The sequence below is a fragment of the Deinococcus sp. KSM4-11 genome (assembly GCF_004801415.1).
In the GTDB taxonomy this organism is placed as follows: domain Bacteria; phylum Deinococcota; class Deinococci; order Deinococcales; family Deinococcaceae; genus Deinococcus.
Genome location: NZ_SSNX01000001.1, coordinates 819,001 through 845,087 on the forward strand (window position 1 = coordinate 819,001; position 26,087 = coordinate 845,087).

Genomic DNA, 26,087 nt, shown 5'->3' on the forward strand with positions numbered 1-26,087 from the left:
CTACGGACATCCACGTGCGGCGGATGCTAGCGTGAAGGCATGAACGAGCCGGTACTCGCCCGACTGCAACAGCTGATGACCCTGCGCGAGGAAGTGGAGACCCTGGGGCCGGGCGGCCCGTGGATCCCGACGGCCGACTGGACAGACGAGGATACCCACCTGGCCCTGCACCTGGACGTTCCCGGCGTGGGGGCCGACAGCCTGGAACTGCTGGAGGAGGGGCATTCGGTGACGGTGGCCGGGGAGCGTTCCGCCCTGAACCGTCTGCTGGGAGGCGACCGCCCCGCCGGCACCTTCCGGCGCACCCTCACCTTTCCCCAGGAGGTGATCCCGCAGACCGGAACGGCACAGCTGGCCAATGGCGTGCTGACCGTGCGGTTTCAGAAACGTCACCCGACCATCGACGTCCACGCCGAAGATCTGGACTCGGAAGGCTGAGGCGACGGGCGTGGAGGGAACGGCGTCCGTTGATGCTGGCCACTCCGGCTCAAGTGTGGCTTCCCGCTCCGCGCCGATTTCTCGAACAGGGTATTCTGATGGGATGTCGACACTTCGTAGAATTGAACAGATCGGGGCGTCGATGGTCGACAGCACCATCCAGGCCATTCACATCCGCAAGAGCGATCCCAAACCCCCCGAGGCGAGCCTGGCCGAGATCGTGGGGCACCCTGGCACGTACCGGATCGGCAAGACGTACTTCGACAACCAGGGTCACCGGTGTGTCAAGGTCACGCGCCTGCACTGACCGGCGACAGCGTGAATACGAAAACCCCGCCTGAGGCGGGGTTTTTCATGGTGGGCGGTATAGGATTTGAACCTACGACAGCTCGCTTGTAAGGTGGACGTGACCCTCTTCCCTGCTCTCCCCTCTCAGCCCGCCTTGTGCCGCCCAGTCGCGTTCTGGACGGCGTTCTGCGTGGCCTTCAATCCGTCTCGTACCTGGTCAATCCGGGTGAATCCGTTCCCGGTTACGCACGAGCTTACGCACGCGCCCACAGTCACAGTCCTGTGCGAACTGCCGCCCTGGCCTGCTCGTCTGAATTGCGTCCATGAGGTGCCCGGTCGTCCAGTACCCTGGCACATGATCCCGCGCCTCGCTCTGTTGGCTCTTGTCCTGCCCATCCTCTCCGGCTGCGGCCTCGAAGCCTGCACCACCTCTTAATTTTGTATTCCTGTTGGCATCGAGTCCGAGTACCAGCCGACTGGCCACATGGTGGTGTCAGCAGATCAGTCAGATCCCATCGTGATCCCGGCGGGCGAGACCCGCACCGTCACCCTGGTCATCGATCGCAGCGGCTTCCCAGCCGCCGATCCGGTGTATCTGCGCTCTGTGACAAAGGATGCGATCGACGGTGACCCAGCCCTGTTCGCCCGCACGGAGTTCACAGTGGTGCGCGGCTCGACCCAGCCGGTGACGGCAGAGACCACCACGGTGTCCGTGACAGTGCCGACAGGTACTCCAGCCAGGCGCTATGACGCGACCATTGGGATCCGCCGGGTAGCGTCCAAGTATGCGAGCACGTTGGGCACCATCACGATCCACGTTGATGTGCCCTGAGGTAGCCAGGTCAGATCGTCACAGTCCTGTGCGAACTGCCGCCCTAGCATTCCGTCATGACCGTACTTCGGCCTGTGCTTCTGCTGATTGTCCCTGGAGGCTGGGACGTCGTGCCGGAAGCGGTGGCCGAGTTGCGCCGCTGCCTCGCGGATGACTATGGGGGCACCCTCATGCTGCGTCAGGCCACCACCCTGCTGCGGTCGCCGCTGATGCACTACTGCGGGTACTGGGAGCCGGGCGTGATGCCGTTCGCGCGCCGAGACGTGCCGCCCAGGGTGCAGGATGCCTTCATCGATTTGGCCTGGGCGGAACTGGACGAGGTGGGGTGAGTCATCCCGGCCGATCGGTGGGCCGTGGAGTGAACCTCAGGTTGAGCCGAGATCACGTCCGCTGCGTTCAGGGAGTCGGTGGGAGAACGCTCAGGGTACCGGCCGTGGCGTATGCCGTGTATGACACGGGCAGGGCCACATCACTCGCGCTGAAGGTCGTGGCGCCATCCGCATCCATGCCATAGGTCAGGAGATGCAGATTCCAACCGGCGTGGTAACTCACACGAACGGTGTTCTTGTAGATGTCGATCCCGCCTTTGGCATTGGGGTATTTGCAGGTCTGCACGTTGGTGATGCTGAATGGCCCATTGGCGTACTCGAACACATAGATACTGTCGGTTTTGGACGCCGGCACCGTCGATGGACGCACCAGGAGGCGACTGCCGTCTTCGGCTCCGCCGACGAGCTTGAACTCCAGGTGGTTGCTGAGCTTCAGTGTGCTGACGTCGGTGAACTCAAAGGTGCCACTGCATTCAGTTGGGGGCACCGGTGTGGGGACACTTTCCAGGGTGGACTCAAGGGCGGTCGCGTCCACGGTGAGCTTGAAGCTCAGATCTGAACCGATGGTGGCGGTGCCCAGCGGGGTGGAGACCGGCTTGCCTTGGGCATCATAGGTGGACGACTGCAGCACCATCTGCTGCCCGGCTGCCACGCTGTTATCGACGCCCGCTTCGGCCAGCGTGACTGTCCCACTCAGGATCAGGGACAACGGGTCGCCCTTCGGCTGGGTCACTGGAGGGGGGACGACGGGCGCCACTGGGGGCGTGACGGGTGATCCACTGCATGAGGCCAGCAGAAGGGACAGAGCAATGGCAGAAGCGAGGAAGATGCTGGTCGGATGGGGTCGCAAAGACATGTGCTGGGCACTGTAACGCCCTTCCCCGCAGCGCGTTGCCTCACTTACGCGCCCCCCGTTGGGTGACTTCAATCATGTCACGTGACATGCTCGCCTGACCTGCGTACCATGGAGCCATGTGCGGGCGAGCAGACGACAACTTCGGCCCCATCGGCTGGCAGACGCTGAGCGAACTGTTTGGGCCGCTGCGCTGGTCGATGGAGTTCATGCGGGACGAGGTGCGGCCGACGCATCAACTCAAGTTCGTGCGCCGCGCTGCTGGGGGCTTTGAAGCTCCGTACGGGCGCTGGGGCCTGGTGCCGCATGGCATGGGGCTCGACGAGGCGAAGAAGTTCGCGACCTTCAACGCCCGGATTGAGAGCCTGCACGAGAAGCCTATGTTCAAGGGCGCGTTCCACTCGCAGCGCTGCGTGATCCCGTTGGCTGGGTTCTGGGAATGGCCGACCAGTGCGGGGGTGAAGACCAAGGTGCGGATCGCCCGGAAGGACAGCAAGCCACTGCTGGTCGCGGGCCTCTGGAACTGCGTTCAGACCCCGGACGGCCCGCTGGAATCCTGCACCATCATCACGCGACCGCCCACGCCGGATCTGATCGACGTGCACGACCGGATGCCAGCGCTGCTGCTGAGCAAGGACATCGATGTGTGGCTGGACGGTGGGCCGCATGAGGCCCGCGGCGTGGCCTTGACCAGCTGGCAGCCCCGCATTCTGCAGGTCACCCAAGCCTGATGGGCCGTGACCGGATTCGGCCTGGCAGCCCCGAGCATGCGCAGCTCGAAGCCGTGCAGCGGGTACGAGCCCTGGAGCTTAACAACGCCCGGAAGCAGCGCGCGATGCTGGAGCACGAGCTGCTGACCGCCCTCGCGGCAGGAGGGGACGCGGCGTACGCCCTGTGGCAGGCCCGGCGCGTGGAGCTGGTGGCTGCCGGGCTGGTTGGTGCAGATGTCGTGATCACTCCGAGCGCCTGGACGCCACAGCCGCCCCCTCCCCCGTTTCAGGAACCCCTGCCGCCCACACCCACATCGGTCGAGGCAGCGCGGATCGCGGCCGAACTGCTGACCGAGCGGCCACGGATGACCCGAGAGGATCATGTGGCACTAGGTACGTTCATTGCGCGGCTGCGGCTTCTGCACCAAGAACTGGGCTGGGAGGAGTGAACAGTGGACGCCTGTACGATCCGCTCACCAGCCAAGCAGTCCCACGAATGCAACCAATCCTGCCGGCAGTGCGACCAGCCAGCGCCAAGGCAGAGCCCAGCCCTTCTTTTCCAGCTGACCAGCGACTGCCCATGCAATGCCATAGGAGATCAACAAAGCCATTACCGGGCCGTGGTGACCCACATAGAACGCGAGGATGCCAAGGGCCAGCAGTCCCGCCAGCACGGGGGGGAGCAGGCGGGAGGTCATAGAGCCAACTCTACGTTGTGCCTTTCAATCCGACGAGGGCGGCTGTGTTGGGGCACGTTTTCGCCCTCTCCGGGTTGACGTGCCGAGGAATGCTGGCCAGCCCAGCCACTCGTCACGGTAGGTCTTCTGGGGCCAGGCGGGCAGGCCGGGATGCGCTGCAGAAGCAGCGTAGTAGGCCCGCGAGGTCGTCCACCCCTGCGTCTGGGCAAGAGCAGATGCCTCGCCGTAAGAGAGGCGCGCGTGGGCTGAGGTGAACCGTCGGTTCGGGCCGGTGCCGAAGGCACTGCGCCAGCCCGGCCAGTCCGGGTAGTACTCACTGGGATTCCCCGGCAGACCAGGGGCTTCCCGGAATCGTCTCACGTACTCCGTGGAGGTGGCGATTCCTAGGCGGCGCACCGTCTCGATGAACGTGTCCAGCGGCACGAAAGGTCCTTCGCGGCGGCGGTGGGTGCCGAGGAATTCGGGCCAACCGGGCCAGTTCGGGTAATGCACCTGCGGATTGCTGGGAAGACCGGGCACGCGTGCGTACCCTTTCCGGTAGCTCGCGAAGGTGGTAAAGCCAGCCTGACGTGCCGCCTGGGACGCCTCGTCCAGAGCGAGGAACTTCGGGGACATACGCGGAGCATAGAGCAGTGCTCTTCACCCCCTCGCGCTGAAACAGTCGATGGTCACTGTTCCGAACGCCCATACAGTGGGGCTCAATAGATGTTGCGGGCGGTCGCGATGGTCGTGACGGGGTTGGCCGCCACCGTCTGACCGACAATATTCTGCTGTGGCGTCAGGGTCAGGGTCACCCGCCGGTATTTCATCGTGCTGGATGCGGTATAGGTGAATGATCCTGCGCCGAGGTAATCACTCACCACCCGGAGCGTTTCCTGGGTGGTCACGGCTGCCGCCGGATCCAGCACGTTCACACATGCGCTGAACTGCATTAGCACCTTTTGGTTCGTATTGAGGCCGTCGGTAGCGACGGTCGACCATTCGGATCCGGTGGTGACGTTGCTGCGGGTCGTGAGGTAATACACCACGTACTCGTAATTTTCTGTGGCGCCAGTGCAGCGGGTTCCAACAGATTTGCCGGCATAGAGCGCGAGCACGTCTGCTCCTGCTTTGGTCACGGCCGGAGATCCAGTGGTCGGTGCACCAACCGCCAGCGTGGACAGGTAAGGCGTCGCGCCTGGAGCGACAATGTACAGGGCGCGGCGCACGTCGTCCGCGACCACGTTCGCCCCTTGCTGAACGTGGTTGATACCGCCAGACGTCGTCACTGACGCGGTGGAGACCTTGTTGGTGCTTTGCAGGAATTGCGACGCGACCAGCAGAATCAACGTGGCGAGCACCGACACGATCAACAGCTCGACCAGGGTAAACCCATTGGCTCTCATCGCTTGTAGATCTCCGTGCCGTTCACGAAGCTGCTGCCACTCCCGGTGGGCGCATACGTCAACGCCAAATTCATGAGGGTGGCGGACGCTGAGGCGGTGTAGGGCGTCTGGGACGTTTTAGTCCACGTGGTGGAGCTTTTCGCTGCGAAGGTTGGCGACGTCATGTCCACCTCCGTGATCGTCAGGCTCCAGGTGTACCCCGTGACGTCGGTCGGCACAGGGAACGCCGCAGGATTGGCGCTGCCGAAGTTTGCGGTCGTGCGCCAGTACTCCGTGGCGGTCTCGAAAAACGCCTGCGCGGCCTGGTTGGCTTTCAAGCGATCTGTCGAGACCTTATTGGTCGACAGCGACGCGGTCACCGATGACGAGATCGCAATCACGACCGCGAAAATGGCGATCGAAATGAGGACTTCGATGAGTGTCATGCCCTGGGTGGTCTTCATACCTTAGTTCCGCACCACTTTCAGGAGGGCTGACGGCCCGAGTGCGTACACCGAACGGCTGACACCATTGCGGGTGATCACGAGTTTGATGTCTGCAAAGGCTGGAGGCACGGCGTTGTTGACAAATCCGCCGAACGGCGCACTGGCCTTGATGACCGTTGATGTCGTCAGGCAATCCGGGCGGCAGGTCAGGCCAATGCTTGTGACGTCAAGTGGTGGGGTCTTCGAAAAGGACACACCGCCCTGTGACAGATCAATGGTCTTGGCAACGGCGTCGAGAGTGAATGTGACGTCCTGATTCGTCGTTCTAACCTTAGATGACGCTTTCTCCAGGAGCCGACCGACTTCAGCAGCGACTGCATCGGCCCGACTGGTGTTGATCCACTTGAGGTAGTTCGCACTTCCGATGGTCGCAAGGATGCCGACGATCGCCAGCACAACGAGGAGTTCCAGGAGTGAGAAGCCGGCTGCTCTCATCAGTTGCCCTGATCTTCTTTCCACGAGTTCAGAAGGTCACCCATGGTCGGAAGGGAGGACGAGTCGAGGGCCGCCCTCATGTTGGGAAGAAGACTCGACAGGATGTTTGCGTCGTAGCAGACTTTGGCGTCGGTCGATCCGCAGTACCCCACCTTCGCGGTGCCTGCGAGCGAGGCAGGTGGATTGGTTGCGTCTGACTTGGTACCGGTCTCGATAATGACCCCGCCCGCGAATGAACCGGCGCTCCCATTGATCTGAACCGACTGGTCGTTTCCGATGATGTACAACAGGCCCTTGAAGCCGCCACTGTTGAGGTTGATGGTGATGCAGCTCGGATTGTTGGCGGCGCAATTGATCGCCGGCACGTTCACCACGAGGATGCGCGGCGTATCACAGGGCGTCAGGCTGAGCTGACCCCCGTTTAAACTGGTGGGTTCGAGCCATTGCACCTTGCTGTCCGTGGAGCCAGAAGGGCACAGATCGCTGGTGGTAATCGCTTTGGTCAGCGTGCTGTCCGCGAGGTCGCCCCTGAACTTGGTTTTCGATTCACCGAACGTGGCATCAAACAGTTTTGAGGGATCGGTGGAAAGGTAGCCACACGTGTAGACGGTGCAGCTCGACCCAGCCTGCCCTTTGGCATCAGGGGACGACAGGTAGCTCAGGATGGCGGGCACTTCCGTGGTGACAGCCAGTTTGGCGGGGCTCGACAGAGGCACCGGTTGGGCTGTGACCGTGGTTTTCTTGCCGCTAGTGGTGGCAACATTGATGATTTCGTTGACCGCGCTCAATTCGACCGCACCCGTCGCGGTGTCAACCTTCGTGACCTTGTACAGGGCGTCACCCTTGTAGTAGTTGGGATCCGTGGCCGGATCCGGAGCATAGGTAACGTTGTCGCCCACCTTGGGGAGGGTGGCCAGCGGCCACGTCACCGCATAGACGGCCGGGCTGGAGGGGGACACGCAGTTGCCTCCGCTCGACTCTGCGCAGGTGACCACACTGCCTGTTCCCACAGCGCCTGTGGTTCCAACGATGTTGGCGCCCCCGCTGACTGTGCTTCCTCCGGTCGTGGCGAGGGCACCCGCCGTCGCGTCTTTGAGGGTACTCGCCGTGATGAGGTAGGACAGGAGGATGGTGCGCTTGCCGCCGGTACCTCCGGATCCAACTGATTTCAATTCCACAGTTGAACTGCCTTTGGTACTTGCCGTGACAATAAATGTGCCGCCGGCGACCGTGCCTTTGGATGTGGCCAGATTTCCCGTGCCGTTCAGACGATCGGCGAGGTCAGCCGCCACATCATTGGTCAGCGAATCCCGATAGAGCTTTCCAGTCGAGGCCAGACCGTACTTGGCCACCGTCTGGGTGGGCGTGATCAGCGCGGAGATCTTGGCCATTGCCCGCTCAAGACCTGCGTTCGCGGCGTAGAACGCCGGTATTTTTTGTGCCTCGGCGGTGACGGTCTGCCGGGCGGAAAGAGCAAAGGTGGAGGCAACGACCAGAATCACGCCGATGAGCACAGCCATCGCGAGCACGGTCACCAGGACAAACCCTTGTGTTGTCGATCGGCCCCTGTGCATATGGTTCCCCCTTCGGCTCATCCAGCACAATGCGCGGTTTTTCACGTTTTTGCCACACCCACTTGGGGTGAGAAAGATGTTAAGAAGCAGTATGAGCCTCCATCAATCTCACACCCGCACTGAGTTCACACCCAGTAACAGGCAGGCCCCATCACCCTTCAACAGCTGGAGGGTAAGGATTCAATCGCGTGCGAAACGCTACAGCGATCTCGGAAGGAAGTTCCCCTGAAAGGTGTATACCCCATTCCCGTGGGCATGGATGTGAGCTGCCGTCACTCCCACACACTCAGCGTCAGCCAGGGCGGGGCGATCGACTGGGACGGAATGATGCCGCAGGAGGACCGATTCTCGCCTGACTCAGGACTCAACCAGGAGAGGACGCAGCTGAATCCAGTCAGACCAACAGCAGGACGAACCCCCACCAGATGCAGGTGGGGGTTCAGGGCACGAGGATTACCGGAACTGGAAGAACGTCGGCACCATCGCCGTGGACGCCTTCACCGCCTGGGTGTTGACGGGCGGCGCGGGGAAGCCCCCCAGGATGAAACTCTCGGGCAGCGTTTCATCCTTGGCCGTGGTCGTGACCTTCGAGCCGGTGCCGGAGGTCGTGAAGGAGTGGAAGTTCCAGCCCTTGTGATACGAGATCTTCGCAACCGTGGTGATCGTGGTCGTCGTGCCGTCGCCATTCTGGAACGTGCAGGTCTCGTTCATGTCGATCGTGGCTGGACCGTTGGCGTAATCGAAGCTGTACCCCGTCGTCAGCGTCAGCGTCGGCGTGCCCGCCGGCCGAAGGGACAGGAAGACCTTGGTGATGGCCTTGCTTTCAGCGGAGAACACGATCTCGGGGATGATCTTGAACTTGGAGATGTCGCTGTACGTTCTCGGACCCGTGCAGCCGGGCTGCTGGGGACTGATCGTCGGCGTCTGGAGTTGAGCGTCCAGCTGGGCCTGCGTGGTGGTCAGCGTGAAGGTGTTGTCCGCCTGAATGGTAGTGGACGCCAGCGGGGTCTGGACCAGCCCCGTCTGATCGGAGTAGGAGTTCGAAAGCATGGTGAGCGTGCCGCCGGCCGCGTCGGTTTCCTTGTACCCGGCTTCGCTGACTTTTACAGTGCCACTGAGGGACAGGGACAGCGGATCGCCGCCTTTTGCAGGGGGATCCACGGTGACGGGGGTGGTGGTGCAGGCGGTGATCGCCAGACCGAGCATGAGAGTGGGCAGCATGAGGTGGAGTTTCACAGCGTGGAGCCTACTGGAGCGGGCTGCGCTGCGATGCCGCACATCACGCACCTCCCTGATGGGGAGGGTAGACACTACTGGGGAGCGGATCCCCCGTCAGGCCACAGAGGGTTCCTAGCCGTTGAGGCCCTATACAATCGCTCCCTCACTCGGCATCAGCCAGGGCGGGAACGCTCTAACGCACGCGATTCCTCACTCAGGGCGTGACGGTGTAATCCGCCGCGCCCCCCGTCACGGCAACATCCCACGTGTCGCGTGTGTGATCCGTGCCCACCACGTCTTGTTCGCGAAGCACATTCCACCCCGCCTTCAGGTCCACGTCGATCTTCAGCGTCTCCGACGAATTCTGAAACTCCAACTCGCACTCCCGCTCGCCCTTCACCGTGACATCGTGATCCACATGCACCAGAAGGCCCGTTCGCAGGAAACCTACCTTCCCGCCTGCAAGTAAGGCTGGAAGCACTTCCGTATACGTGCGTGGTGGACTCCATTGGGCCGTCATCTGGCCCGTGTACTTCGCAGCCGCGGTGTAGAAGACCGGCACGCTGTATGTCGCGTCGTTGCTCACCGTGACCGTGTTGACCGTGCAATGCCTGGGATTAACGAGTGGGTCGATCTCCTCTGGCAAGGCCAGGATCGGGCCTGTATGTGAGCGTGGCGGAGGCGTGGCGGGCAGCCTCAGCCGGACCTGCTGGCGGGGCAGCATTTCCCCGTAGCTCTCTCCCGTCAGGTTTTGTTCGGTGTAGATTTCTGCGCCCATCTTGGTGTAAGGATCGGCCGGGCCCGTGATGGTCACGGCGGTCCCCAGGGCCGCCGGGTGCGGGCCGTAGTCGAGGGTGGCTGGCGCCTCCGGGTAGGGATAGTCCCGGCCGAGTTGGCATGCCGAGAGCACCAGCGGAATGAGCAGCAGGGAAAGACGTCGCATGCCCGGACTGTACTGTGGGGCCGCCCGCGATCCTGCCGCACATGATGACGAACCGCCCCGCTCCCAGCACAGGCCGGGGCGGGGCGGTCAGACTGAGTGGTGATTTTCAGGGCCTCACGGCTGGGTGATCACCCGACCGTTGTTCAGGGTCACTGCGATCCTTGGTACGAGAGGGTTACTGGCATCGATAGAGCAGTTCGTCACGTAATCCGGGCGCGTGACCGGCACCGTGGTCACGCAGGGCCCTGACTTCAACTTGCCGTCAAGGGCATCGATCATGGCCGCTGTTTTCACCTGACGCGCGTACGCCTTGCCGCCTGTCTCGAAGGCCCGAGTCCGTGCGCCCATCAGGTTAGGGATAAGGATGGCGCTGAGAATGCCGACCTGGAGAACGAATCCCAGAACAATGTGGCCGCCGATCAGCACCCATTTCAATGTGTTATCGATCGGCTTCCCGATGGATCCACGCGCAAACTCAGCGGCGTAAGTGTTGCGGTAGTGCACCATCGTGCCGATCGCGATGAGCAGTGAGACCAAGCTCACCAGCGACCCGACTCCGGGCGTGGCCACCATGAGCAGGCCGGTGACGACACCGCTAGCCAGGGCGATGCCAATCCACCCAAAATGCCAGCCGATCCGGTTGATGTACGTGAACCCGCTGCCCAGGAAGAAGAAATTCAGGAAGAAGCCGAGCCAGTAGTTCGGCTCCTTGACCGGTGTAGCGGACGGAGTGGTTCCCGGTCGCGGGTCTTCCGGCCAGTGGGACGCGGCTCCCTTCTGGGCGCGATAGCGCTCCTCGGCTTCAATACGGCCTTTGGCTTCATTGTTGAGATCTGTCATGGAACACTCATGTTAGGTGAGATCGCTTCGCTCCGTTGCTGCACTTGAGTGGCGCGAAGTCTTGCTCCTTCAAGTCCAGCCAGATTGAGCAACGAAAGGAAACCCAAACAGAAAAAGCCCCACCCCAGCATCAGCCAGGGCGGGGCGGTAAAGAGGTGCTCAGCGGAAGTTGAACAGGGCCTTGTGCACCGAACCGTCATTCAGCGTGACGGTCAACAGGCGGCAGGTGTTCGCCCAGGCCTTATCGGTCTTCCAGACGTAGTTGTACATCTTGCTGCCCGGATCGTAGGACAGGCTGCTGCCGCCCGCCGTCACCGTCTGCTCGATGTCATCCACCGGTGCCGTCTGGTTGCACGGCACCAGCGCGGAGGTGGGCGAACCGGCTGCGAAGATGTTCAGGCCGTAGTTTCCACCCAGAGAGAATTTGATCGGAATCGCCTGGCCCGCCTTGACGGTGTTCACCATCGGCAGGTTGTCCACCGGCTGGAAAAAGCCCGCGAACGGGTACTGCACGCTGTATGAGACGGTGGTGGTCTGGGTGTTGCCAGAGGTGTCCTTGGCCGTGACCGTGAACGTCTTGATGCCAAAGGTCGCGGTGTCGATGGGGATGCCGCTCGGCACCGTCCCGACGCAGCTGGCCAGCGCCGTCTCATCCGCGCAGCTGTAGGACGAGGCCACCACCTGGTTCAGGCTGTAGACCGCGCCGTTCGTAGGCGTCACCAGCGAGATCGTCGGCTTGATGCTGTCCACGACCTTATACGTCACGGTCGTGGTCTGCTCGTTCCCACTCGTGTCCTTGGCCGTGACCGTGAAGGTCTTCGGGCCGAGGGTCGACGTGTCGATGGACGCGCCGCTATCCACCGTACCGGTGCACGAGGCGATCCCCACCGTGTCCGTGCAGGTGTACTGCGCCTTGACGATCTGGTTAGGCGCGTATGTGGCGCCGTCCACTGGCGTGGTCAGCGTGATGGTCGGCTTGGTGGTATCGACGACCTTGACGGTGAACTGGCCGCTCGCGGTCAGGCCGCCGCTGTCGGCGACGCTGCACTTGACGGTGACCGTCTGGCCCAAGGCCACGCTCAGCGGGGTGGTCTGGTCGCACTTGACCTTCGGAGTGAGGTCGCCGTCCTGCACGTCCGACGCGGTAACGGTAAAGGGCACGCTCAGCGGATTCGGGCCGGTCGCCTCGACAGTCTGATCCGCAGGCAATGTCAGGACGGGGCCGTTGGGGTTGGTGGTGCTGAAACTGCCCGCCTGAATCATGACCCAGGAGTTGAGCGCGTTATCCCCCATATCCGCGATGGCGAGCTTGGCGTGGTTCACCACACCAGGGTTCACCTTGGCACTGCACGTCAGCACCGTGGTCAGACCGTCAGCCTGGGTTTCGTTGGTGAGGGGACCACTGACGGTGTTATTGCGGAACAGCGCCGGGTTCTTGGTCGTGTTGATGGTATTGACGGTGACAGGCACGGGGGCGGGGGGGCTGCCGGTGAAGCCGGGCACCATGGCGCAGTTGACGCCGTTAATGTAGAAGCCGAACGCGTCGTTGTACTCGGTCTTGACCCACTCCAGGTACTCTTCGGACGCGAAGACGTAACTGAAGTACACGAGGTCTTTGGTGGGCACGAAGTCGAACTGCAGCACCGAAGCGTCGTAACTCGCGCCAGGATCTGGGGCACCGGCAAGTTGGGCGGACGTTTTGGCCAGGGCCAGCAGGTCACTGTCGCCTGCAGTGTTGTAGCTGTCTGACGCCCCGACGAGTGGGCTTGCCTGCGTGGGTGCGTTGAGGTTGTTGGGGCCCACCACCGAGGCCGCGCTGCCGGAACTGAGGATGACGCCCTTGTCGAACAGGAAGGCAGCGGTACCACCGGTGAAGGTGCCCGAGGCGGCGGGGGCACCGGTGAGTGTGGCGTTGCTGACGGTCACACCGGCGCCGACCAGGGTGTTGGCCAGGGTGGTGGCGTTGGCAGGGTTTGAGGCCGTTGAGGGCGTGACGACGATGCTGCCAGTGGATTGGGCGTGGAGCGCGCCTGCGGTGAGGTGGACGGCCGCGCGCTGCTGGGCGGCAGAGAGGGGCTGTGCAGGTTGCTGGCTGCAGGCGGCGAGCGTGAGTGACAACAGAGCAAGAATGGGTGTGACCTTCAACTGGTACCCCCCGGTACGATGAGAGACGAGATGTCGTCCACCCACGCGTGGCATGGGTGAAACCAAGATCCTGAGCTGCTCCTGGGTTTGAGGAGAGGCTAATGTTGAGCTCATGGAATAAGTGGTCATTCGCACACTTTTTCTGGTGATGTACTGAAATGCAGATCACAGTAATTAACACACAAAGTGCCTTGAGACACTAAAACCAGAAAACGCCCCACCCCCAGCCGCAAGCAGAGCGGGGCGCACTGGCGCGCCGCCTCATCAATCCTTCACCAACTGCACGCCTGCTGGAGGTGCGGCACCCCCCACACGACGTCCACCCTAACGTGAGAAAGTATGAACATCCTGCCTCTCAGCGTCGGTGCCGCCCTCGTCCTCTCCCTCGGCCTGGTCGCCTGTGGAACCTCCACCACCGGCCTCCCTTCACCGGATCCCGCCGGCCTGACCAACAAAGTCAGCGGCACCATTTCAGACTGGACATACGGCGCGGGCACTATCGAAGCGCAGGCCCGACCCACACCGAGCGACGCGTCGACCTACGTCAAGCTCTCCTCGGCCACCGTGAACGCTGACGGCACCTTCAGCCTCACCCTGCCTACGGTGGACGCCGTGACGCCCTACCTCAATACGTTCCAGCAGACCCCACGCACGGGGTGCACCGGCGTCTTCACGCAGAGCGTGAAGACCGCCCGCCAGTTCAGCATCAACACCTATGCCCTGAAGAAATCCGATGGCTCCGTTATCGGCTATCTGGTTGAGAACAACCCGGACGCGGGCACCACCCGGAAAGTCGGGGATTATTACATCACTCACTTTTACGCGGATCAGGCCTTTACAGCCACGGGGACGTTGGATTGCCCGGACAGCAAGATCACGCTCAGCCTGAATCTGAAACAGGGCTGGAACACGGCCGTGACCACAACGAACGCGGTGAGCACCGATGGCAAGGCAACGGCCGTGACCATCCGGACGGTGGCCAAGCTGCCAGTCACGAAGTTCTGAAGACGACCGACTGAGACGACAAACCGCCCCGCTCCCGGCACAGGCCAGGGCGGGGCGGTTTGGCTGCTCCTCTAGATGTGACCTTCAAGCGCCTCAGTCAGCGGCCTGACGCGCCACCTGACACCGCCGCCAGTACCGCACGAAATCCTCCACCTCCCTCAGAAAAGACGGGAAGCTCGTCTCCTTGACCAGGTACGAACTCGCGAACAGGCTGTACGCCAGCTCGACATCCGCCGGATTGGTCGACGTCGACAGCATCACCACCGGCATGTTCTGCAAAATGGGGTCACTTTTGATGGTTCGCAGCACTTCGAACCCGCTCATCAGGGGCATGTTGACATCCAGCACCACGACGTCCGGACGCTCGGCATGTGGATCGCGCAGACACGCCAGGGCCGCCGCGCCGCTCTGCCGGGTGGTGAGGGACACGTGGTTCGCGTACTCACTGAAGGCCTCGCGGGCCAGATCCAGATCGACCGGATTGTCATCGACCAGCAGAACCCGCAGGGAGGGAGGCATACGTGCGGTGATGATAGGGGGTCAGGGTTCACCTGTGGCGGCGTCACCGTGGATCAGGTGCTGCTCGACGATCTGGATCTGCTGGGCGAGGGTCATCACGACCTGCTGAATGACCTCCCCGGTGCCGAGGCGCACGGCCGCAGTGAAGGCGGTCTGGGCCTCCAGCCAATCCGCCTGCAACTGTTCGAGGATGACCAGCAGGTCATCGCGGTTCGTGGGGAGCGTACCTTGCCACCGCTCGAGCTCCTCCGTATCCATAGCTGAGTGTAGGGAGCGCCGGCGCCTACCACGAGCTCCATGAAGTAACGCTCCACCTAACTCTAAGAGGGTTGGAAGTCGCGCTGGACATCGCCGCTGGGCTTGCCGAGAAAACGCCCCGCCTCCGACACGAGGCCGGGGGCAGGGCGGTGTTTGGTCAGAGATGTCCGATAGCTCCAGAAACGCGTTCAGCCGTCAAGCAGAGGCGATCAGGCCATATACGGACGGGATTACGGCCTTCACGGTGAGCACCCAGGTGGGACACACCCTTGGGTTTGAGCAATCATCTCGCACGAGACGTGAACACCGCGGTGGTCAGGAAGTCAACGCCAGTCGTGAATGCCCAAGGGGCTGGAATTGCTGGAGTTTACCCTCGCGAGCCCGGAGGTGATGCCGGGTTCGTCTGGGGAGAGGAATTGACGACCCGCAGGCCACCATCCAACCAGGCCTGAAAGGCGACCCAACCGTCGTCGCTCAGCGTGGTGGTGGCTGTACCCTTGCGGCTCACGATCCATGGGCGTTGGGATACCTCGTCCGGCACGCCCTCCAGGTGGTAATCTCCCGGCTCAAGAGGTGGCGCGAGGGATACGGTTACGTGGTGGGTGAACGTTTCTTCTTCGAAGCGCCGCCGCATCCGCTCTTCTCGACTGTAGTCCTCCCCAGAAATTCCAAAAGCCAAGAACAATCCGCTCCGGTCGAAGAACGGCCTGGGTTTCCTGAACTGATGCTGCGCCAAGGTAATCCTTACGGCAGTCATTCCAACAGCATACTCGCCGTAACGCTGCGAAAAGCCCACCAGCACCACATCCAGCGCCGCAACACCAGGCCGCAGGGGCGAGCATTTGGCGCAAGTCGTCCGTTACCTGATCAGCGCGAGCGGCACTGGGAGGCCATTCCCCATGTCCCCCAAGACCCTGTGCATCCTGGATGCTGAGCGCCGACCGGATCCCAAGCCAAAATCCCCGCCCCAGCATCAGCCAGGGCGGGGCGCACGTGAAGCGGGTTTACTTGAACTTGAAGTAGGCGAACTGGCTGGTTCCGTCTCTAAGGGTTACTGTCAGCTTGCGGCAGGTTCCAGACCAGCTGGGGTCGGTCTTCCACACGTAGATGTACTGACCGCCGCCGGAGTACGACAGGCTCGAACCCCCCGCCGTCACCGTCTGCTCGACGTCATCCACGGGTGCCGTGCCACAGGTGTTCCCCACCGAGCTGGGCGAGTTCAGCGCGAAGATGTCCAGGCCCTGGTTCCCGCCCAGGCTGAACTTCACCGGGATCGCGCTGCCCGCCTTCACACTGTTCAGCACGCCGTTCATGTCGATCGGCTGATAGAACCCGTCGAAGGCATACCGGACGGTCACGGTGAAGGTACCGGTGGCCTGGTTCCCTGCGGCGTCCTTGGCCGTGCAGGTCACGGTGTTGACCCCCACGTTGAACGTCGAGCCGCTGGGCGGGGTGCACGTCACCGGGGCCGGTCCGCTGACGGCGTCGTTAGCGGTGGCGGTGAAGTTCACGATCGCCTGTCCGTTGGCGGCGGTGTTCGTGACGATGTTCGCGGGCAGGCTCAGCACCGGCGGTACGGTGTCACGCACATTCACTGCAAAGGTCTTCGAGGCGCTATTACCCCGCGAGTCGGCGCTCTTGCAGGTCACGGTGGTCGAGCCGATGGGGAAGGTCGAACCGCTGGCCGGCGTGCAGGTAACCGTCCGAGCGCCGTCGACGAGATCGCTGGCCGTCGGGGTGACGTAGGTGACGACTGCGCCGGAGGCGTTGGCTGCGTTCACTGTGATGTCGGCCGGGACACCCGTGATGGCCGGCGCGGTCGTGTCCTGTACGGTGACACTGAACGTACTTGGTGGGCTCATGTTGCCGCTGGCGTCCTTGGCCGTGCAGGCGACCGAGGTGGTTCCCAGCGCGAAGGTGGTTCCGCTCGCGGGCAGACAGGTCACGGTCGGGGAGCCATCAACTGCGTCGGAGGCAGCCGGAGCAGTGTAGGTGACGGCCGCACCCGCCGGGCCGGTGGCTTCAGCAGTGATGCCAGCGTGGGCCCCCAGGGTGGGCGCGGTCGAGTCCTTCACAGTGACGGTGAAGCTACCCGTGGAGGTGTTGCTCGCCGTATCGGTGGCATTGCAGTTGACCGTGGTCGTGCCAAGCGCGAACGTGCTACCGCTGTTCGGGGTGCAGTTCACGGGACGCGAACCACTCACGAGGTCGTTCGCGGTGGCCGTGAAGGAGACGTTCGCGCCGCTGGCATTGGCGGCCTCAACGGTCAAGGGCGAGGGTAGGGAGAGCACGGGTTTGGTCGTGTCCTGAACCGTCACGGTGAAGCTACCAGTCCCCTTGTTCCCGGCTGCGTCCGTGGCACTGCAGTTCACAGTGGTCGCGCCAAGCGCGAAGGTGCTGCCACTAGCCGGGTCGCATGTGGCCGTCAGAGTGCCATCTACAATGTCGGTCGCAGAGGCACTGAAGGTCGCAATGGCGCCGCTGGGGCCCGTCGCTTCCAGGGTCTGGTTGGCCGGCACGGTCACGACGGGCTTGGTCTTGTCCTGGACGGTCACGGTGAAGGTGCCAGTGGCCTTGTTGTTGTGGGCATCTGTAGCACTGCAGGTCACGCTCGTGTCACCCAGCGCGAAGGTGCTGCCGCTGGCTGGGGTGCAGGTGACCGTCAAGGTGCCATCCACGATGTCCGTCGCCGTCGCCGTGAAGGTCACAGCTGCGCCCGCGGCGCTGGTGGCTTCCTTCACGATGGTCGCGGGGAGCGTGAGGGTCGGCTTCGTGGTGTCCGTGACGGTCACCACGAACGACGCGTCACTGTGGTTGCCCCTCGCGTCCGTGGCCGTGCAGGTCACGGTGTGAACCGCGACGCTCAGCGTGGTACCGCTGGCCGGATCACACGACACCGACGGGGTGGGATCCACGGCGTCGTTCGCGCTGGGGGCCGTGAAGGTGACGGCCGCGCCATTCGGGCCAGTGGCTTCGATGGCGAAGGCTGCCGGGACGTTGCTCAGGACAGGGGGCGTCGTGTCGGCCACGGTGACTGTGAAGGTGCCGGTCGACTTGGTGCCGTTTGAGTCGGTCGCGGAGCAGGTGACGGTGGTCTGGCCGAGCGCGAAGGTGCTGTTGCTGGGAGGCGTGCAGGTGATATCGGGCGCCGTGGCGTCCTCGGCATCGGTGGCGGTGGCCGAGTAGGTGACGATCGCGCCTGTAGCGGAGGTGGCCTCGACGGTGATGGGGGCCGGCAGGTGGAGGGTGGGCGCCGTGTTGGCCGGGACGTTCACCGTGAAGCTGTACGGCGCGGCGCCGAGTCCGGAGGTGTCATGAGCGGTGAGGGCGAGGACGAAGCTCTTGCCGGCGTCGGCCTGGGTAGGTGTCCAGTTCACCGTGCAGGTGGTGGTGCCGGCTGTCGAGGTGCAAGCGTCGAGGGTGGCCCCGGCTGGGAAGCCGAGTTCGTCAATGTCGACAGCCGCATTGCCGGACACGAAGTCAGGATCGACGGCCTGCACCTGCTGGGTGAAGGCGTGGCCCACCGGGGCGGTAAAGACCTGACCATTGGTGGGGAAGGGGGAGGTCACGGTAAAGACGGGGGGCGTGCCGGTGACGATGCGGATCAGGAAATCGACCGGCGTCGTGGCGAGGATCGTTCCGGGGGCACTGCCCAGGCGTTCTTCGATGATGACCTGGGTGGCGTACATGGTGCCGACCGGCACATGGGTTCCAAGGGTCGTATTGGGAAGCGAGTAAATACCAGCAGCTGTGATAGTGCCAGGGAGGGTTCCGGATATTCCACTCTCGGCTACAGTGGCCAAGCGGTAGGTCAGGACATGGTCGGGGTCAGGATCGGCAGCGGGGACAGAGAAAGTGCATGTAGCATTCACAGCGCAGTCCACGATCGGCTGGACGGTGCTCACGGGGTTCCCGGTGTTGCCGTTGTTGAGGTTCACGACAGCGTCGACCTCATACGAATCGTTCAGCGTGGTGTCGGCCGTATCGATGCGGCAGCACGCGGAAAAAATCGCAGTGTAGGGGCCTGTGGCCGGGTATGTATGGGCGATGCCATCAGTGACGGTTACTGGCGACGTATTCACTGCAGTAATCGCAGTGGCATACAGAAGGTCATTAGTGGCGTCAACGGCCTCGACCCGACCGATGACGTCCCCGGGCCGGACTGTATTTGCGGGGTCGCCATACCTGAAGCTCCCAGCCGTACGCACGTCCATGGAGATGTAGTCGCCGACACCAGCCATTCCGCCGGCGCCGGTACACGAGACGGTTGTTGTTCCCAAAGCATTCCAGCAGCCATCGCCCCGGTTGGCTCCAGAGTTGGCGAAGTAGGAACGACGGAACCCACCCTTGAGTGTGAACAGTACCGACGTGGTTCCGGTCTTGGTGTAGCTCAGGTTGTCGTAGCGGCCGTGACTCAATGCGGTGAGGCGGGCGGAGGGTGTGCTGGCAACGGCCGCGGGTGGCGCGGCGGCGTGAGGGGTGGCCGCCTGCTGACAGCCGACCAGGCTGAGCAAGGCGGCGACGAAGGGCACCAGGTACAGCTTCATCATCTCGACTCCAGCGGACATGGGTCAACCACTCCCGCGGGCGGGGTGTCCGTGGGCATTCAGGTTGAAGGCGACATTACGAATCTCACACCTCTTCTCATTAAGCAACAAGTGCACACGTGACAATTGATACAGTCGCGTACTGGGCAGTAAATGAAGAATCGCGTCTTGGAAGGCATTTTTGATTTTTAAAGTACTGCCGATGGATTGGTAACAAACGATCACAAAACATGAACCCCACCTGAAGGCGAGATTATGAATGTCGCCCCGCCCTGACTGATGCCGAAGGAGGGGCGGTTTATTTCAGCTGAAGCCGTCCGTTACCTGATCAGCGCCAGCGGCACTGGGACGCCGTTCCCCAGGTACCCGAAGCCCTGCGCGTCCTTGATGCTGGGCGCCGGGCCGTTGGCCAGGAACACCAGGTCGTCGGTGCCGCCCGGTTCCACATCCTTCGAGGTGCAGATCCAAGAGATGTCCTTAGTCACTCCGGGATCCGGCAGGCACATCTCCCCCACGCCAGGCTTGATGTCCACACCGTCCACCGTGACCTCGGGGCCCTGCTTCCGGGTCGTGTCACCGGTCAGGGTGCCGTCCGCGGGGTTGTGCACGATCACGGTCAGGCCGGAGAGGGTCAGATGCGGCACCTTCAGGGCGGTCGCCCCGGTGCTGCCCAGGCCCCCAGTGCTCTGGGTCGGTGCACAGGCGGCGAGGGTCAAGGCAGACAGGAGCAGGATGATTCGCTTTATGCGGCACCTCCGAGGTACTTGCCCTTCAGGTCGAGGACGATGCGGCTGATCATCGCGAGATGCTCAGTATCGAGCTGCGGGTTGCCATCGAACAGGTCAGGCGCGATTGGCGCGAGTTTCAGGGCCACCTCGAACACTTGCGCGGCGCCCACTGGAAGGCCGGCGTTCTGCAGCAGGGTCTTGATGAAGCCCTCCAGGATCGGATTGGCCAGCAGGCTCCCCGCCACAGCGGTGACGCCGCCGGGCAGGCCGAGAAAGGGCTGGGCCTGGAAGCCGGGCAGCCGGCTCGGGTCGAGCTGTGGGAGTCCAGCGGACACCCCAGCCACCTGCGCGCCCTTGATGGCCGCCGCGACCTGCGCCAGATACGCACCGTTGGCCTGTAGGAAGGCCACCAGTGCCATGAACAGCGCCGTGGGCCACGGCACGCTGCCACGCGTCGCCCAGGCCTGCCAGAGGTTCACGCCGATCACGACCAGCAGCGACAGGCCCGCGCTCACGGCCACGGTGGTCACGCCGGTGGTGTTCCCCAGGCGCTTCACGATGGCCGTCAGGGGCTTCACCAGCAGGCCGGACAGCAGCGAGATCAGCAGGGTGGCGACCGGCACGTAAGCGGTCGGCACACCGGGCAGGACGTCTTGCGCGAAGGCAAACGACAGAAGTAGACCGCCCAGCAGGGCGGTCAGGAACAGCGGCGTGCGGTATCGGTTCATGGGGTACCTCCAGAGAGTTCGTCAGCGCGTGCGGGGCGCAGGAACCAGCGGCCGTCATTGAAGGCCATGACCACTGGGAACGGCAGGACGAGGCGGGTGCCGGCGATCGGCTTGAACACGCCGTCCAGCCCGGCGATCAGCACCGGATCTTTAGGCGAGGCCTCCGGTGTAGGGACGGGCGGGGCCAGGCGGGCGCGCAGCTCGCGCATCACGGCCAGCACGCCGGGGCGGGTGTCCGGTTGGTGCACCGGGGTACGCGTGCCGTTCGGGCCGGGGAGCGTGCCGTGAATCCACAGCTGTACGCCGCCCTGCGGGTCGTTGCTGACGTACGGGGAGCGCTCTAGGGTGCCGTAGTCCGGGGCCGGCTGCCACCAGTCAGGCGCCCGGGCAGCGTCCTCGGGCGTGATGTCGTACTCCCGCATGGCCACCTGTGCCCAGGCTGGGCCGAACAGGGCCGCCAGCTTCGTGTGCCCTTCCGCCCGCCGGAGGAACGCGGTGGCGTCGTCGAGCTGGTACGGGGTCGCCGGCGGCGTGAACTTCACCCACGCCTGGGCGGGGATGCCGCGCAGAGCCAGGTGCAGGTTCATGCCGAACTCCAGCTGCCGCGCAATGGTCTGCTGGAGGGCAATCGCCTGGGCATGCACGATGGGCAGCGTCACCTGCGCCAGGGCCTGGGTGGTGTGCTCCATCTCCCCGCGCAGGAACGGCAGGGTCTTGAGCCCCGACCACACACGCTTCTGATTGCCCTTGGTAATTTCCGGGGCGCCAGCAGCTGTCTGCGTGAGGGGCACCACCGTGATGTCCGTCTTGTCGGGGCCGATGTAGACCCCGCTCTCGGCGCTGCTGACGATGGTGTCCGCCACCTCCGCGAAGAACGCGGAGACGGCGTCCGCATAGCCGGGATCGTCCTCGCTGGCCAGGCCAAGTTCCTGAGGCGTCGGAATCGGTACCTTGGCGTGCACCAGGGCGCTGCGGGCCATCAGGTTGATGACGCGCTGTTCAGCCCCCAGCAGCTGGCGCTTGCGGTCTAGGGCGAACAAGGCCGCGATGAACAGCGGCACGCCGTGCGGACTGCGGCCAGTGGTACGCGCGGCCGCATAGAGGTACGTCCTCGGGTTCAGGGTGATCGCGCCGCCCACAGCGGCCTGCTCGTGGATGAGGGCCTGGGTGGCTGGGTCACGCCGGATCCGGATCTCCTCGGCAGGAATAACTGCCACGCCCGCCACGCCGCGGCGGCTGCGCTCGGGGTACCACTCGCAGGAACTGGCACCAGCGAGGGTGAGTTCCGCGACCTGATTGGCGATCAGGCCGGTCAGGCCCCCACCTTCCGGGTACAGGCCAAGTGCCCACGCGTCGAGCTCCTGCTGGGCCTGCTTGCTCGCCCGGTTGCCGCCTGTGTAGTCGATGGTGTACCCAGCACCGCACAGGGCCTGCAGGTCACTGAGGCTGCCCGCGACGTCGTCGTCACTCTCGGCCAGGGCGCGGAGTACCAGGACAAGGCGACGGCGGCTGTCATTCGGGTAGCCGACGAGCTGCTCCTCGAAGTAACTCAGCAGCCCGGCATAGTCGGTGGGATCTCGGCTCACCCGGGCGTTCGGGTCGCGGAGCAGGCGGGCGCGCACGGTGCTGGCCGCCGCCTGCGCGACGTTCTGCAGGTGACCGTGCGTTGTCGTCGGTGCGCGATTGAAGAGCCCCTTGAGGACATCGGTAAGGTTCACGGTGACCTCCGGCGGATGCCGCCACGGAACGCGGCGCGTGTGGCTGTCGCGCTCGGCTCACCAGCCTTCACGAACAGACGTTCAGGGGCGAGGGCCAGCACGGCGCCGTCCCCGTCGTCGGGCGACTGCCCCGTGTGGCGTTTCTTGAAGGCCTTCTTCTGCTCGAGCTTGCGCACATCCTGGTCGCCCACCGTCACGTACCCATACCGCCGGTCCGTGAGATCGCGCCGCAGGGCGCCGCCGGCGACTTCGATGCGCGTGACGCTGAGCACCTCGTCCGCCAGGGCGTACATCTCGGTGACCAGATCCCGGTACTGGCTCTCGTCTCTGGGTTTCCCGCCGAACTGCACTTCGTGCACCGTGCAGCCCTGGGGGAAGAGGGTGCGCAGATCCTCGCGTTTGCGCAAGGCGTCCACGATCCCGCCGCCGTACCCGCCGCTGCCGTCCACGCGGATGTTCGCCCTGGTCGCACCACGCGCGGCCGCCCGTTGCAGGGCCTGGACAGCCTCCTGCACGTACCGGTCCGTGCGGCTGAACGCGTCGGCCTCCTGCGCGCCCTGGATGGCGGTCTCGAAGCGCAGGCGCCGGGCCTGATCCGTGTACAGCGTGCCGGCGTCGTCGCCGTAGCGCCCACAGTCGATACCGAGGTTCACGACCTTCGGGTCGGCCCCCTCGACGTCGCGCTTCAGGCAGGCGTCGTAACGGCCGCCACTGATCAGGGTGTCGCCCATGCCACCGGATGGTGGAACGCCGAGTGCGCCGTACAGGAAGCCGCGCTTCGGGGCGAACACCGTGCCGGGCGGGTGGAACCCGTCACCGCTGGCCTTCTGGACGGCCCAGGGCAGGGTGAAGGTATGCCGGGTCTCGTCCATGGCGGGCACGACCTCGCAGCCGAAGGTCTTGTGATCCTCGATCCAGTCGTTGAAGGTGCCGCGCGACGTGCCGCCGGGCACCTCGGAGGTGCCGTCCCAGACGTTCGGGAAGCCCAGCAGGGACAGGCGGAACACCAGGGCGCGCGGGTGGAGCTTCATGGCCTGGAATTCGGAGTTGTCGGTCTTCGGGTTGGCAAGCAGCAGCCAGATCCGCACGCGGTTGCCGGTCAGCTGGCGCTTGATGCCGTCGAACATGAAGTTCGGGACGCCCTCGGCCTCGTCGAAGACCACGAGTTGCATGTCGTTGTGCTGGCCCTGGGCGCGCTCGGTGCCCTGGCCGCCGGCGTCGGAGGTCGTCATGCCGAGGGCGAAGTGATCGCCGGATCGTTCGGCGAGGTTCTTCTTCGGCAGCAGGCCGGGCATGACGTCGCGGCCTCGACCGCGTGCGGCCGTCACGTGCGTGCGGATGTCCTTCCACAGCAGGCGCGTGACCTGGAAGTCGGTGGGAGCGGTCGTGATGATCACGGACGGGTTGAACACCCGGTAGAACCACGCGACCACCGGCGCCTCGATGCCGTACGTCTTCCCCACGCCGTGCGGAGCCTCGACCACGAAGATGAACGGCACGTCGTCCTCGCCCGCGAGCTGGCGGGTGACGCTGTCCTGGATGGCTGCGAGGATCTCGTGCTGGCCGGGGTAGCCGTTCACGCCATGCCAGGGGGTCATGCCCAGGATGCACGAGCAGAAGCCCAGGAGGTCGCCCTGGTACTTGTTCCACTTCTCCTGCTCGGTCTGGGCGGGGGCCGCGTCGGGCAGGCGGCCCTGAGCGCGCAGGCGCTTGCGGGCGAGGGCCTGCAGGACGACCTGCCGGGTCATCCACGGCGGCGGGCTAGAGACTCGCGTCATCGTCGTCCTCGGGGGGCAGCATGGCCGCCAGGCGCCACAGATCCCGCTCGTCGAGCTTTTCCAGGTCGTCGGGCGAGCGGATGGCCCCGATGCGGATCTTCAGTTCATCCATGCCGGCGGCCTTCACCTTCAGATCCGTGCCGATCTTCGCGAAGCGGGCAATGTCGATAGGTTCGAGCTTATCCGGCTTGAGGTGGGCGGCGCCGCGCACGCTGATGTCCACCAGCAGGTCGCCGAGGCTGCCGAGCGTGCTCCTGACCTCGGTCTTGACGTCAGTGTCCAGAGCGCGCAATTTGGTGCTCACTTGGTGACGGTATTCGGCGCGGAGGTCAGCCCAATCTTCGCGACTGCTGCGGGCTTTGATGGCGTCGTTGCTCGGGTACCCGGGTTTGTCACTCAGGATCTTCAGGGTGAGCGAGTCGTCACCACGGATGTACTCGCGCCGGATGACATTCCAGTCATGCCGACTTGGGCGACCCGGAGCCTGTGCGGCCGCGCTGCTTGCGGGTGTTGACTTCGCCTTGCTGGGCTTCTGGGCGGGTGGCTTCGGTGGGCGCTTGGGCATCCGGATCACCTCCTTCTGGGTGCGTGATGGGTGGGGCCTTGCCGGGCGGGCGGGCCGTCACGGCCGTCACCAGCTCGGCCTTGTCGTCGAGGGTCACGCTCACCTGGTACCGGAGCGTCTGCTGCAGCTGGTGCGCCTCGCGCACGCCATTGATGGCGTCGAACTCCACGCCGTACTTCAGCGGGCCATCCGGCGGGCCATGGACGGTCACGTAGTACGGATCCGCCCACCGGTCGGGCAGCTGGAGCCGGACATCGTCGACCGTCCGCGTCTCGGTCGCGTTAACCTCGCGGGGCAGGTCGGACTTGTGGACGATGACCAGGCCCACGGCCTCGAGGTTGGCGATAACGCTCTCGCCGTTCTCGCCCAGGGCCATCAGGGCGGCACGCTGGGCGCGTTTCAGGTCGTAGCGGGGCATGATCACCTCCTGGAATTGAGCAGGGAGTAGGAGGGCATCATTGGTGAAGGTTTGGCTCGGTTTCGAAGGTAGAAAGCGTTGTGCTATGGGGGCCAAACCTACCAAGGTGCTTCACCAGCAGGCATAGGGTGACCAGATGGAAACCGTGATTAGAAGAATTCACATTGGCGACAAAACCGTCGAGGTCATCGCGCAGAGCATCGCTGGCCCTCCAGGGCGGAAGACACCACGCCTGCTGACCTCCTTGTCCCTCCGGATCGACGGTATGGCCCGTCAAGACCTGACGGCGACTGGAGCGAGTCCCGATCAGTTGCTGGATATCGGGATTGGGGCTGCGCGGATCGGCTATTAGCAACAAGGGTTCGGGCCGCCTTGTGGGTGTCACGATTGGGTGCGGCCATGGGTTGCCTCCTTGCTAGGGTGAGGGATGGACGAATCGACGAAGCACGTGGCCATTGCCACGGCGTTGTACTTGGCCCGCGCGGAATACCGCTGCCTCCAGTCGCAACCACACGCTGCGGGCGACGAGGTCGCTCGCAAGGCCGCATTCAACGTGGCCTTCACGTTCATGCGGCGGGCAGGGATGGAGTCGGAATTCAGTTATCACGAGCAGGAGGAACTGAAGTCCCTGCTCTACGAAGATGATTGAT

30 protein-coding genes are annotated in these 26,087 nt (G+C 63.9%); 9 read left to right on the plus strand and 21 right to left on the minus strand.

Annotated features, from left to right (window positions below; genetic code table 11):
- The first annotated feature begins 39 nt into the window (after nucleotides 1-39).
- From E7T09_RS03975 to E7T09_RS03990, 4 genes are all read left to right on the plus strand, one after another.
- On the plus strand, nucleotides 40-438 hold the full coding sequence (locus E7T09_RS03975; protein WP_136387812.1) for an Hsp20/alpha crystallin family protein: 399 nt from the start codon (nucleotides 40-42) through the stop codon (nucleotides 436-438).
- A 103-nt stretch (nucleotides 439-541) separates the two neighbouring features.
- On the plus strand, nucleotides 542-745 hold the full coding sequence (locus E7T09_RS03980; RefSeq protein ID WP_136387813.1) for a hypothetical protein: 204 nt from the start codon (nucleotides 542-544) through the stop codon (nucleotides 743-745).
- Nucleotides 746-1,210: 465 nt separating this feature from the next.
- Nucleotides 1,211-1,558 (plus strand): hypothetical protein, encoded by a 348-nt coding sequence (locus E7T09_RS03985; protein WP_136387814.1) that lies wholly within the window; start codon nucleotides 1,211-1,213, stop codon nucleotides 1,556-1,558.
- Between the two features lie 56 nt (nucleotides 1,559-1,614).
- Entirely contained in the window at nucleotides 1,615-1,887 is a 273-nt protein-coding gene (locus E7T09_RS03990; RefSeq protein WP_136387815.1) for a hypothetical protein, read from the plus strand.
- A gap of 67 nt (nucleotides 1,888-1,954) precedes the next feature.
- Here E7T09_RS03990 and E7T09_RS03995 read toward each other — a convergent pair whose 3' ends face one another.
- Entirely contained in the window at nucleotides 1,955-2,596 is a 642-nt protein-coding gene (locus tag E7T09_RS03995) for a hypothetical protein (RefSeq protein ID WP_136387816.1), read from the minus strand.
- 263 nt (nucleotides 2,597-2,859) lie between these two features.
- On the opposite strand from E7T09_RS03995, the gene E7T09_RS04000 reads away from it, so the two are divergent.
- A complete protein-coding gene (locus E7T09_RS04000) occupies nucleotides 2,860-3,471 on the plus strand; it encodes an SOS response-associated peptidase (RefSeq protein ID WP_136387817.1) in 612 nt (203 codons plus the stop codon).
- Nucleotides 3,471-3,899, plus strand: coding sequence for a hypothetical protein (locus E7T09_RS04005; protein WP_136387818.1), 429 nt, complete (start codon nucleotides 3,471-3,473; stop codon nucleotides 3,897-3,899). Before E7T09_RS04000 ends, E7T09_RS04005 begins: the two co-directional genes overlap by 1 nt.
- 24 nt (nucleotides 3,900-3,923) lie before the next feature.
- On the opposite strand, the gene E7T09_RS04010 is transcribed toward E7T09_RS04005, so the two are convergent.
- From E7T09_RS04010 to E7T09_RS04055, 10 genes are all read right to left on the minus strand, one after another.
- Nucleotides 3,924-4,148: a hypothetical protein gene (locus E7T09_RS04010; RefSeq protein ID WP_136387819.1), complete on the minus strand. Its 225-nt coding sequence runs from the start codon at nucleotides 4,146-4,148 to the stop codon at nucleotides 3,924-3,926.
- A gap of 24 nt (nucleotides 4,149-4,172) precedes the next feature.
- The gene (locus E7T09_RS04015) at nucleotides 4,173-4,763 is read right to left on the minus strand and encodes an integrase repeat-containing protein (RefSeq protein ID WP_136387820.1); all 591 of its coding nucleotides are present in this window, start codon (nucleotides 4,761-4,763) and stop codon (nucleotides 4,173-4,175) included.
- Nucleotides 4,764-4,846: 83 nt separating this feature from the next.
- On the minus strand, nucleotides 4,847-5,533 hold the full coding sequence (locus tag E7T09_RS04020) for a prepilin-type N-terminal cleavage/methylation domain-containing protein (protein WP_136387821.1): 687 nt from the start codon (nucleotides 5,531-5,533) through the stop codon (nucleotides 4,847-4,849).
- The gene (locus tag E7T09_RS04025; protein ID WP_136387822.1) at nucleotides 5,530-5,976 is read right to left on the minus strand and encodes a type II secretion system protein; all 447 of its coding nucleotides are present in this window, start codon (nucleotides 5,974-5,976) and stop codon (nucleotides 5,530-5,532) included. The genes E7T09_RS04020 and E7T09_RS04025 overlap by 4 nt, the downstream gene beginning before the upstream one ends.
- A 3-nt stretch (nucleotides 5,977-5,979) precedes the next feature.
- Nucleotides 5,980-6,453 carry a Tfp pilus assembly protein FimT/FimU gene (locus tag E7T09_RS04030; RefSeq protein WP_136387823.1) on the minus strand — a complete coding sequence of 158 codons (474 nt, stop codon included), beginning with the start codon at nucleotides 6,451-6,453 and terminating at the stop codon, nucleotides 5,980-5,982.
- Nucleotides 6,453-7,988 carry a hypothetical protein gene (locus tag E7T09_RS04035; RefSeq protein WP_136387824.1) on the minus strand — a complete coding sequence of 512 codons (1,536 nt, stop codon included), beginning with the start codon at nucleotides 7,986-7,988 and terminating at the stop codon, nucleotides 6,453-6,455. Before E7T09_RS04035 ends, E7T09_RS04030 begins: the two co-directional genes overlap by 1 nt.
- A gap of 492 nt (nucleotides 7,989-8,480) precedes the next feature.
- Nucleotides 8,481-9,263: a hypothetical protein gene (locus E7T09_RS04040; RefSeq protein ID WP_136387825.1), complete on the minus strand. Its 783-nt coding sequence runs from the start codon at nucleotides 9,261-9,263 to the stop codon at nucleotides 8,481-8,483.
- A gap of 196 nt (nucleotides 9,264-9,459) precedes the next feature.
- Nucleotides 9,460-10,188 carry a hypothetical protein gene (locus tag E7T09_RS04045; RefSeq protein ID WP_136387826.1) on the minus strand — a complete coding sequence of 243 codons (729 nt, stop codon included), beginning with the start codon at nucleotides 10,186-10,188 and terminating at the stop codon, nucleotides 9,460-9,462.
- A gap of 114 nt (nucleotides 10,189-10,302) precedes the next feature.
- Nucleotides 10,303-11,028, minus strand: coding sequence for a hypothetical protein (locus E7T09_RS04050; protein ID WP_136387827.1), 726 nt, complete (start codon nucleotides 11,026-11,028; stop codon nucleotides 10,303-10,305).
- A gap of 159 nt (nucleotides 11,029-11,187) precedes the next feature.
- The gene (locus E7T09_RS04055; RefSeq protein WP_136387828.1) at nucleotides 11,188-13,146 is read right to left on the minus strand and encodes a choice-of-anchor L domain-containing protein; all 1,959 of its coding nucleotides are present in this window, start codon (nucleotides 13,144-13,146) and stop codon (nucleotides 11,188-11,190) included.
- Between the two features lie 366 nt (nucleotides 13,147-13,512).
- Between E7T09_RS04055 and E7T09_RS04060 the strand changes: the two genes are divergently transcribed.
- Nucleotides 13,513-14,178: a hypothetical protein gene (locus E7T09_RS04060; protein WP_136387829.1), complete on the plus strand. Its 666-nt coding sequence runs from the start codon at nucleotides 13,513-13,515 to the stop codon at nucleotides 14,176-14,178.
- A gap of 93 nt (nucleotides 14,179-14,271) precedes the next feature.
- Here E7T09_RS04060 and E7T09_RS04065 read toward each other — a convergent pair whose 3' ends face one another.
- From E7T09_RS04065 to E7T09_RS04110, 10 genes are all read right to left on the minus strand, one after another.
- On the minus strand, nucleotides 14,272-14,697 hold the full coding sequence (locus tag E7T09_RS04065; RefSeq protein WP_136387830.1) for a response regulator: 426 nt from the start codon (nucleotides 14,695-14,697) through the stop codon (nucleotides 14,272-14,274).
- Nucleotides 14,698-14,718: 21 nt separating this feature from the next.
- Nucleotides 14,719-14,955 carry a hypothetical protein gene (locus E7T09_RS04070; protein WP_136387831.1) on the minus strand — a complete coding sequence of 79 codons (237 nt, stop codon included), beginning with the start codon at nucleotides 14,953-14,955 and terminating at the stop codon, nucleotides 14,719-14,721.
- Between the two features lie 367 nt (nucleotides 14,956-15,322).
- On the minus strand, nucleotides 15,323-15,712 hold the full coding sequence (locus E7T09_RS04075) for a hypothetical protein (RefSeq protein ID WP_136387832.1): 390 nt from the start codon (nucleotides 15,710-15,712) through the stop codon (nucleotides 15,323-15,325).
- Between the two features lie 247 nt (nucleotides 15,713-15,959).
- Nucleotides 15,960-18,659, minus strand: a complete 2,700-nt coding sequence (locus E7T09_RS04080; protein WP_168734685.1) for an HYR domain-containing protein — start codon at nucleotides 18,657-18,659, stop codon at nucleotides 15,960-15,962.
- 1,163 nt (nucleotides 18,660-19,822) lie between these two features.
- Nucleotides 19,823-20,218 carry a hypothetical protein gene (locus E7T09_RS04085; protein WP_136387834.1) on the minus strand — a complete coding sequence of 132 codons (396 nt, stop codon included), beginning with the start codon at nucleotides 20,216-20,218 and terminating at the stop codon, nucleotides 19,823-19,825.
- Nucleotides 20,219-20,244: 26 nt separating this feature from the next.
- Nucleotides 20,245-20,958: a hypothetical protein gene (locus E7T09_RS04090; protein ID WP_136387835.1), complete on the minus strand. Its 714-nt coding sequence runs from the start codon at nucleotides 20,956-20,958 to the stop codon at nucleotides 20,245-20,247.
- Nucleotides 20,955-22,676 carry a hypothetical protein gene (locus E7T09_RS04095; protein WP_136387836.1) on the minus strand — a complete coding sequence of 574 codons (1,722 nt, stop codon included), beginning with the start codon at nucleotides 22,674-22,676 and terminating at the stop codon, nucleotides 20,955-20,957. Before E7T09_RS04095 ends, E7T09_RS04090 begins: the two co-directional genes overlap by 4 nt.
- Nucleotides 22,673-24,454 (minus strand): hypothetical protein, encoded by a 1,782-nt coding sequence (locus E7T09_RS04100; RefSeq protein WP_136387837.1) that lies wholly within the window; start codon nucleotides 24,452-24,454, stop codon nucleotides 22,673-22,675. The genes E7T09_RS04095 and E7T09_RS04100 overlap by 4 nt, the downstream gene beginning before the upstream one ends.
- A complete protein-coding gene (locus tag E7T09_RS04105) occupies nucleotides 24,438-24,758 on the minus strand; it encodes a hypothetical protein (protein ID WP_136387838.1) in 321 nt (106 codons plus the stop codon). The genes E7T09_RS04100 and E7T09_RS04105 overlap by 17 nt, the downstream gene beginning before the upstream one ends.
- 154 nt (nucleotides 24,759-24,912) lie before the next feature.
- Entirely contained in the window at nucleotides 24,913-25,437 is a 525-nt protein-coding gene (locus E7T09_RS04110; protein WP_136387839.1) for a hypothetical protein, read from the minus strand.
- A 136-nt stretch (nucleotides 25,438-25,573) separates the two neighbouring features.
- On the opposite strand from E7T09_RS04110, the gene E7T09_RS04115 reads away from it, so the two are divergent.
- Together E7T09_RS04115 and E7T09_RS04120 are read left to right on the plus strand one after the other, a co-directional pair.
- Nucleotides 25,574-25,789: a hypothetical protein gene (locus E7T09_RS04115; RefSeq protein ID WP_136387840.1), complete on the plus strand. Its 216-nt coding sequence runs from the start codon at nucleotides 25,574-25,576 to the stop codon at nucleotides 25,787-25,789.
- A 75-nt stretch (nucleotides 25,790-25,864) separates the two neighbouring features.
- On the plus strand, nucleotides 25,865-26,086 hold the full coding sequence (locus tag E7T09_RS04120) for a hypothetical protein (RefSeq protein WP_136387841.1): 222 nt from the start codon (nucleotides 25,865-25,867) through the stop codon (nucleotides 26,084-26,086).
- Nucleotide 26,087 lies beyond the last annotated feature (1 nt).

Excerpts from the sequence above, each read along its gene's own strand:
- E7T09_RS03975 (WP_136387812.1), top strand. The coding sequence starts at position 40 with ATGAACGAGCCGGTACTCGCCCGACTGCAACAGCTGATGACCCTGCGC.
- E7T09_RS03980 (WP_136387813.1), top strand. The coding sequence starts at position 542 with ATGTCGACACTTCGTAGAATTGAACAGATCGGGGCGTCGATGGTCGAC.
- E7T09_RS03985 (WP_136387814.1), top strand. The coding sequence starts at position 1,211 with ATGGTGGTGTCAGCAGATCAGTCAGATCCCATCGTGATCCCGGCGGGC.
- E7T09_RS03990 (WP_136387815.1), top strand. The coding sequence starts at position 1,615 with ATGACCGTACTTCGGCCTGTGCTTCTGCTGATTGTCCCTGGAGGCTGG.
- E7T09_RS04000 (WP_136387817.1), top strand. The coding sequence starts at position 2,860 with ATGTGCGGGCGAGCAGACGACAACTTCGGCCCCATCGGCTGGCAGACG.
- E7T09_RS04005 (WP_136387818.1), top strand. The coding sequence starts at position 3,471 with ATGGGCCGTGACCGGATTCGGCCTGGCAGCCCCGAGCATGCGCAGCTC.
- E7T09_RS04010 (WP_136387819.1), bottom strand. The coding sequence starts at position 4,148 with ATGACCTCCCGCCTGCTCCCCCCCGTGCTGGCGGGACTGCTGGCCCTT.
- E7T09_RS04015 (WP_136387820.1), bottom strand. The coding sequence starts at position 4,763 with ATGTCCCCGAAGTTCCTCGCTCTGGACGAGGCGTCCCAGGCGGCACGT.
- E7T09_RS04020 (WP_136387821.1), bottom strand. The coding sequence starts at position 5,533 with ATGAGAGCCAATGGGTTTACCCTGGTCGAGCTGTTGATCGTGTCGGTG.
- E7T09_RS04025 (WP_136387822.1), bottom strand. The coding sequence starts at position 5,976 with ATGAAGACCACCCAGGGCATGACACTCATCGAAGTCCTCATTTCGATC.
- E7T09_RS04030 (WP_136387823.1), bottom strand. The coding sequence starts at position 6,453 with ATGAGAGCAGCCGGCTTCTCACTCCTGGAACTCCTCGTTGTGCTGGCG.
- E7T09_RS04045 (WP_136387826.1), bottom strand. The coding sequence starts at position 10,188 with ATGCGACGTCTTTCCCTGCTGCTCATTCCGCTGGTGCTCTCGGCATGC.
- E7T09_RS04050 (WP_136387827.1), bottom strand. The coding sequence starts at position 11,028 with ATGACAGATCTCAACAATGAAGCCAAAGGCCGTATTGAAGCCGAGGAG.
- E7T09_RS04060 (WP_136387829.1), top strand. The coding sequence starts at position 13,513 with ATGAACATCCTGCCTCTCAGCGTCGGTGCCGCCCTCGTCCTCTCCCTC.
- E7T09_RS04065 (WP_136387830.1), bottom strand. The coding sequence starts at position 14,697 with ATGCCTCCCTCCCTGCGGGTTCTGCTGGTCGATGACAATCCGGTCGAT.
- E7T09_RS04070 (WP_136387831.1), bottom strand. The coding sequence starts at position 14,955 with ATGGATACGGAGGAGCTCGAGCGGTGGCAAGGTACGCTCCCCACGAAC.
- E7T09_RS04075 (WP_136387832.1), bottom strand. The coding sequence starts at position 15,712 with ATGACTGCCGTAAGGATTACCTTGGCGCAGCATCAGTTCAGGAAACCC.
- E7T09_RS04090 (WP_136387835.1), bottom strand. The coding sequence starts at position 20,958 with ATGAACCGATACCGCACGCCGCTGTTCCTGACCGCCCTGCTGGGCGGT.
- E7T09_RS04100 (WP_136387837.1), bottom strand. The coding sequence starts at position 24,454 with ATGACGCGAGTCTCTAGCCCGCCGCCGTGGATGACCCGGCAGGTCGTC.
- E7T09_RS04110 (WP_136387839.1), bottom strand. The coding sequence starts at position 25,437 with ATGCCCCGCTACGACCTGAAACGCGCCCAGCGTGCCGCCCTGATGGCC.
- E7T09_RS04115 (WP_136387840.1), top strand. The coding sequence starts at position 25,574 with ATGGAAACCGTGATTAGAAGAATTCACATTGGCGACAAAACCGTCGAG.
- E7T09_RS04120 (WP_136387841.1), top strand. The coding sequence starts at position 25,865 with ATGGACGAATCGACGAAGCACGTGGCCATTGCCACGGCGTTGTACTTG.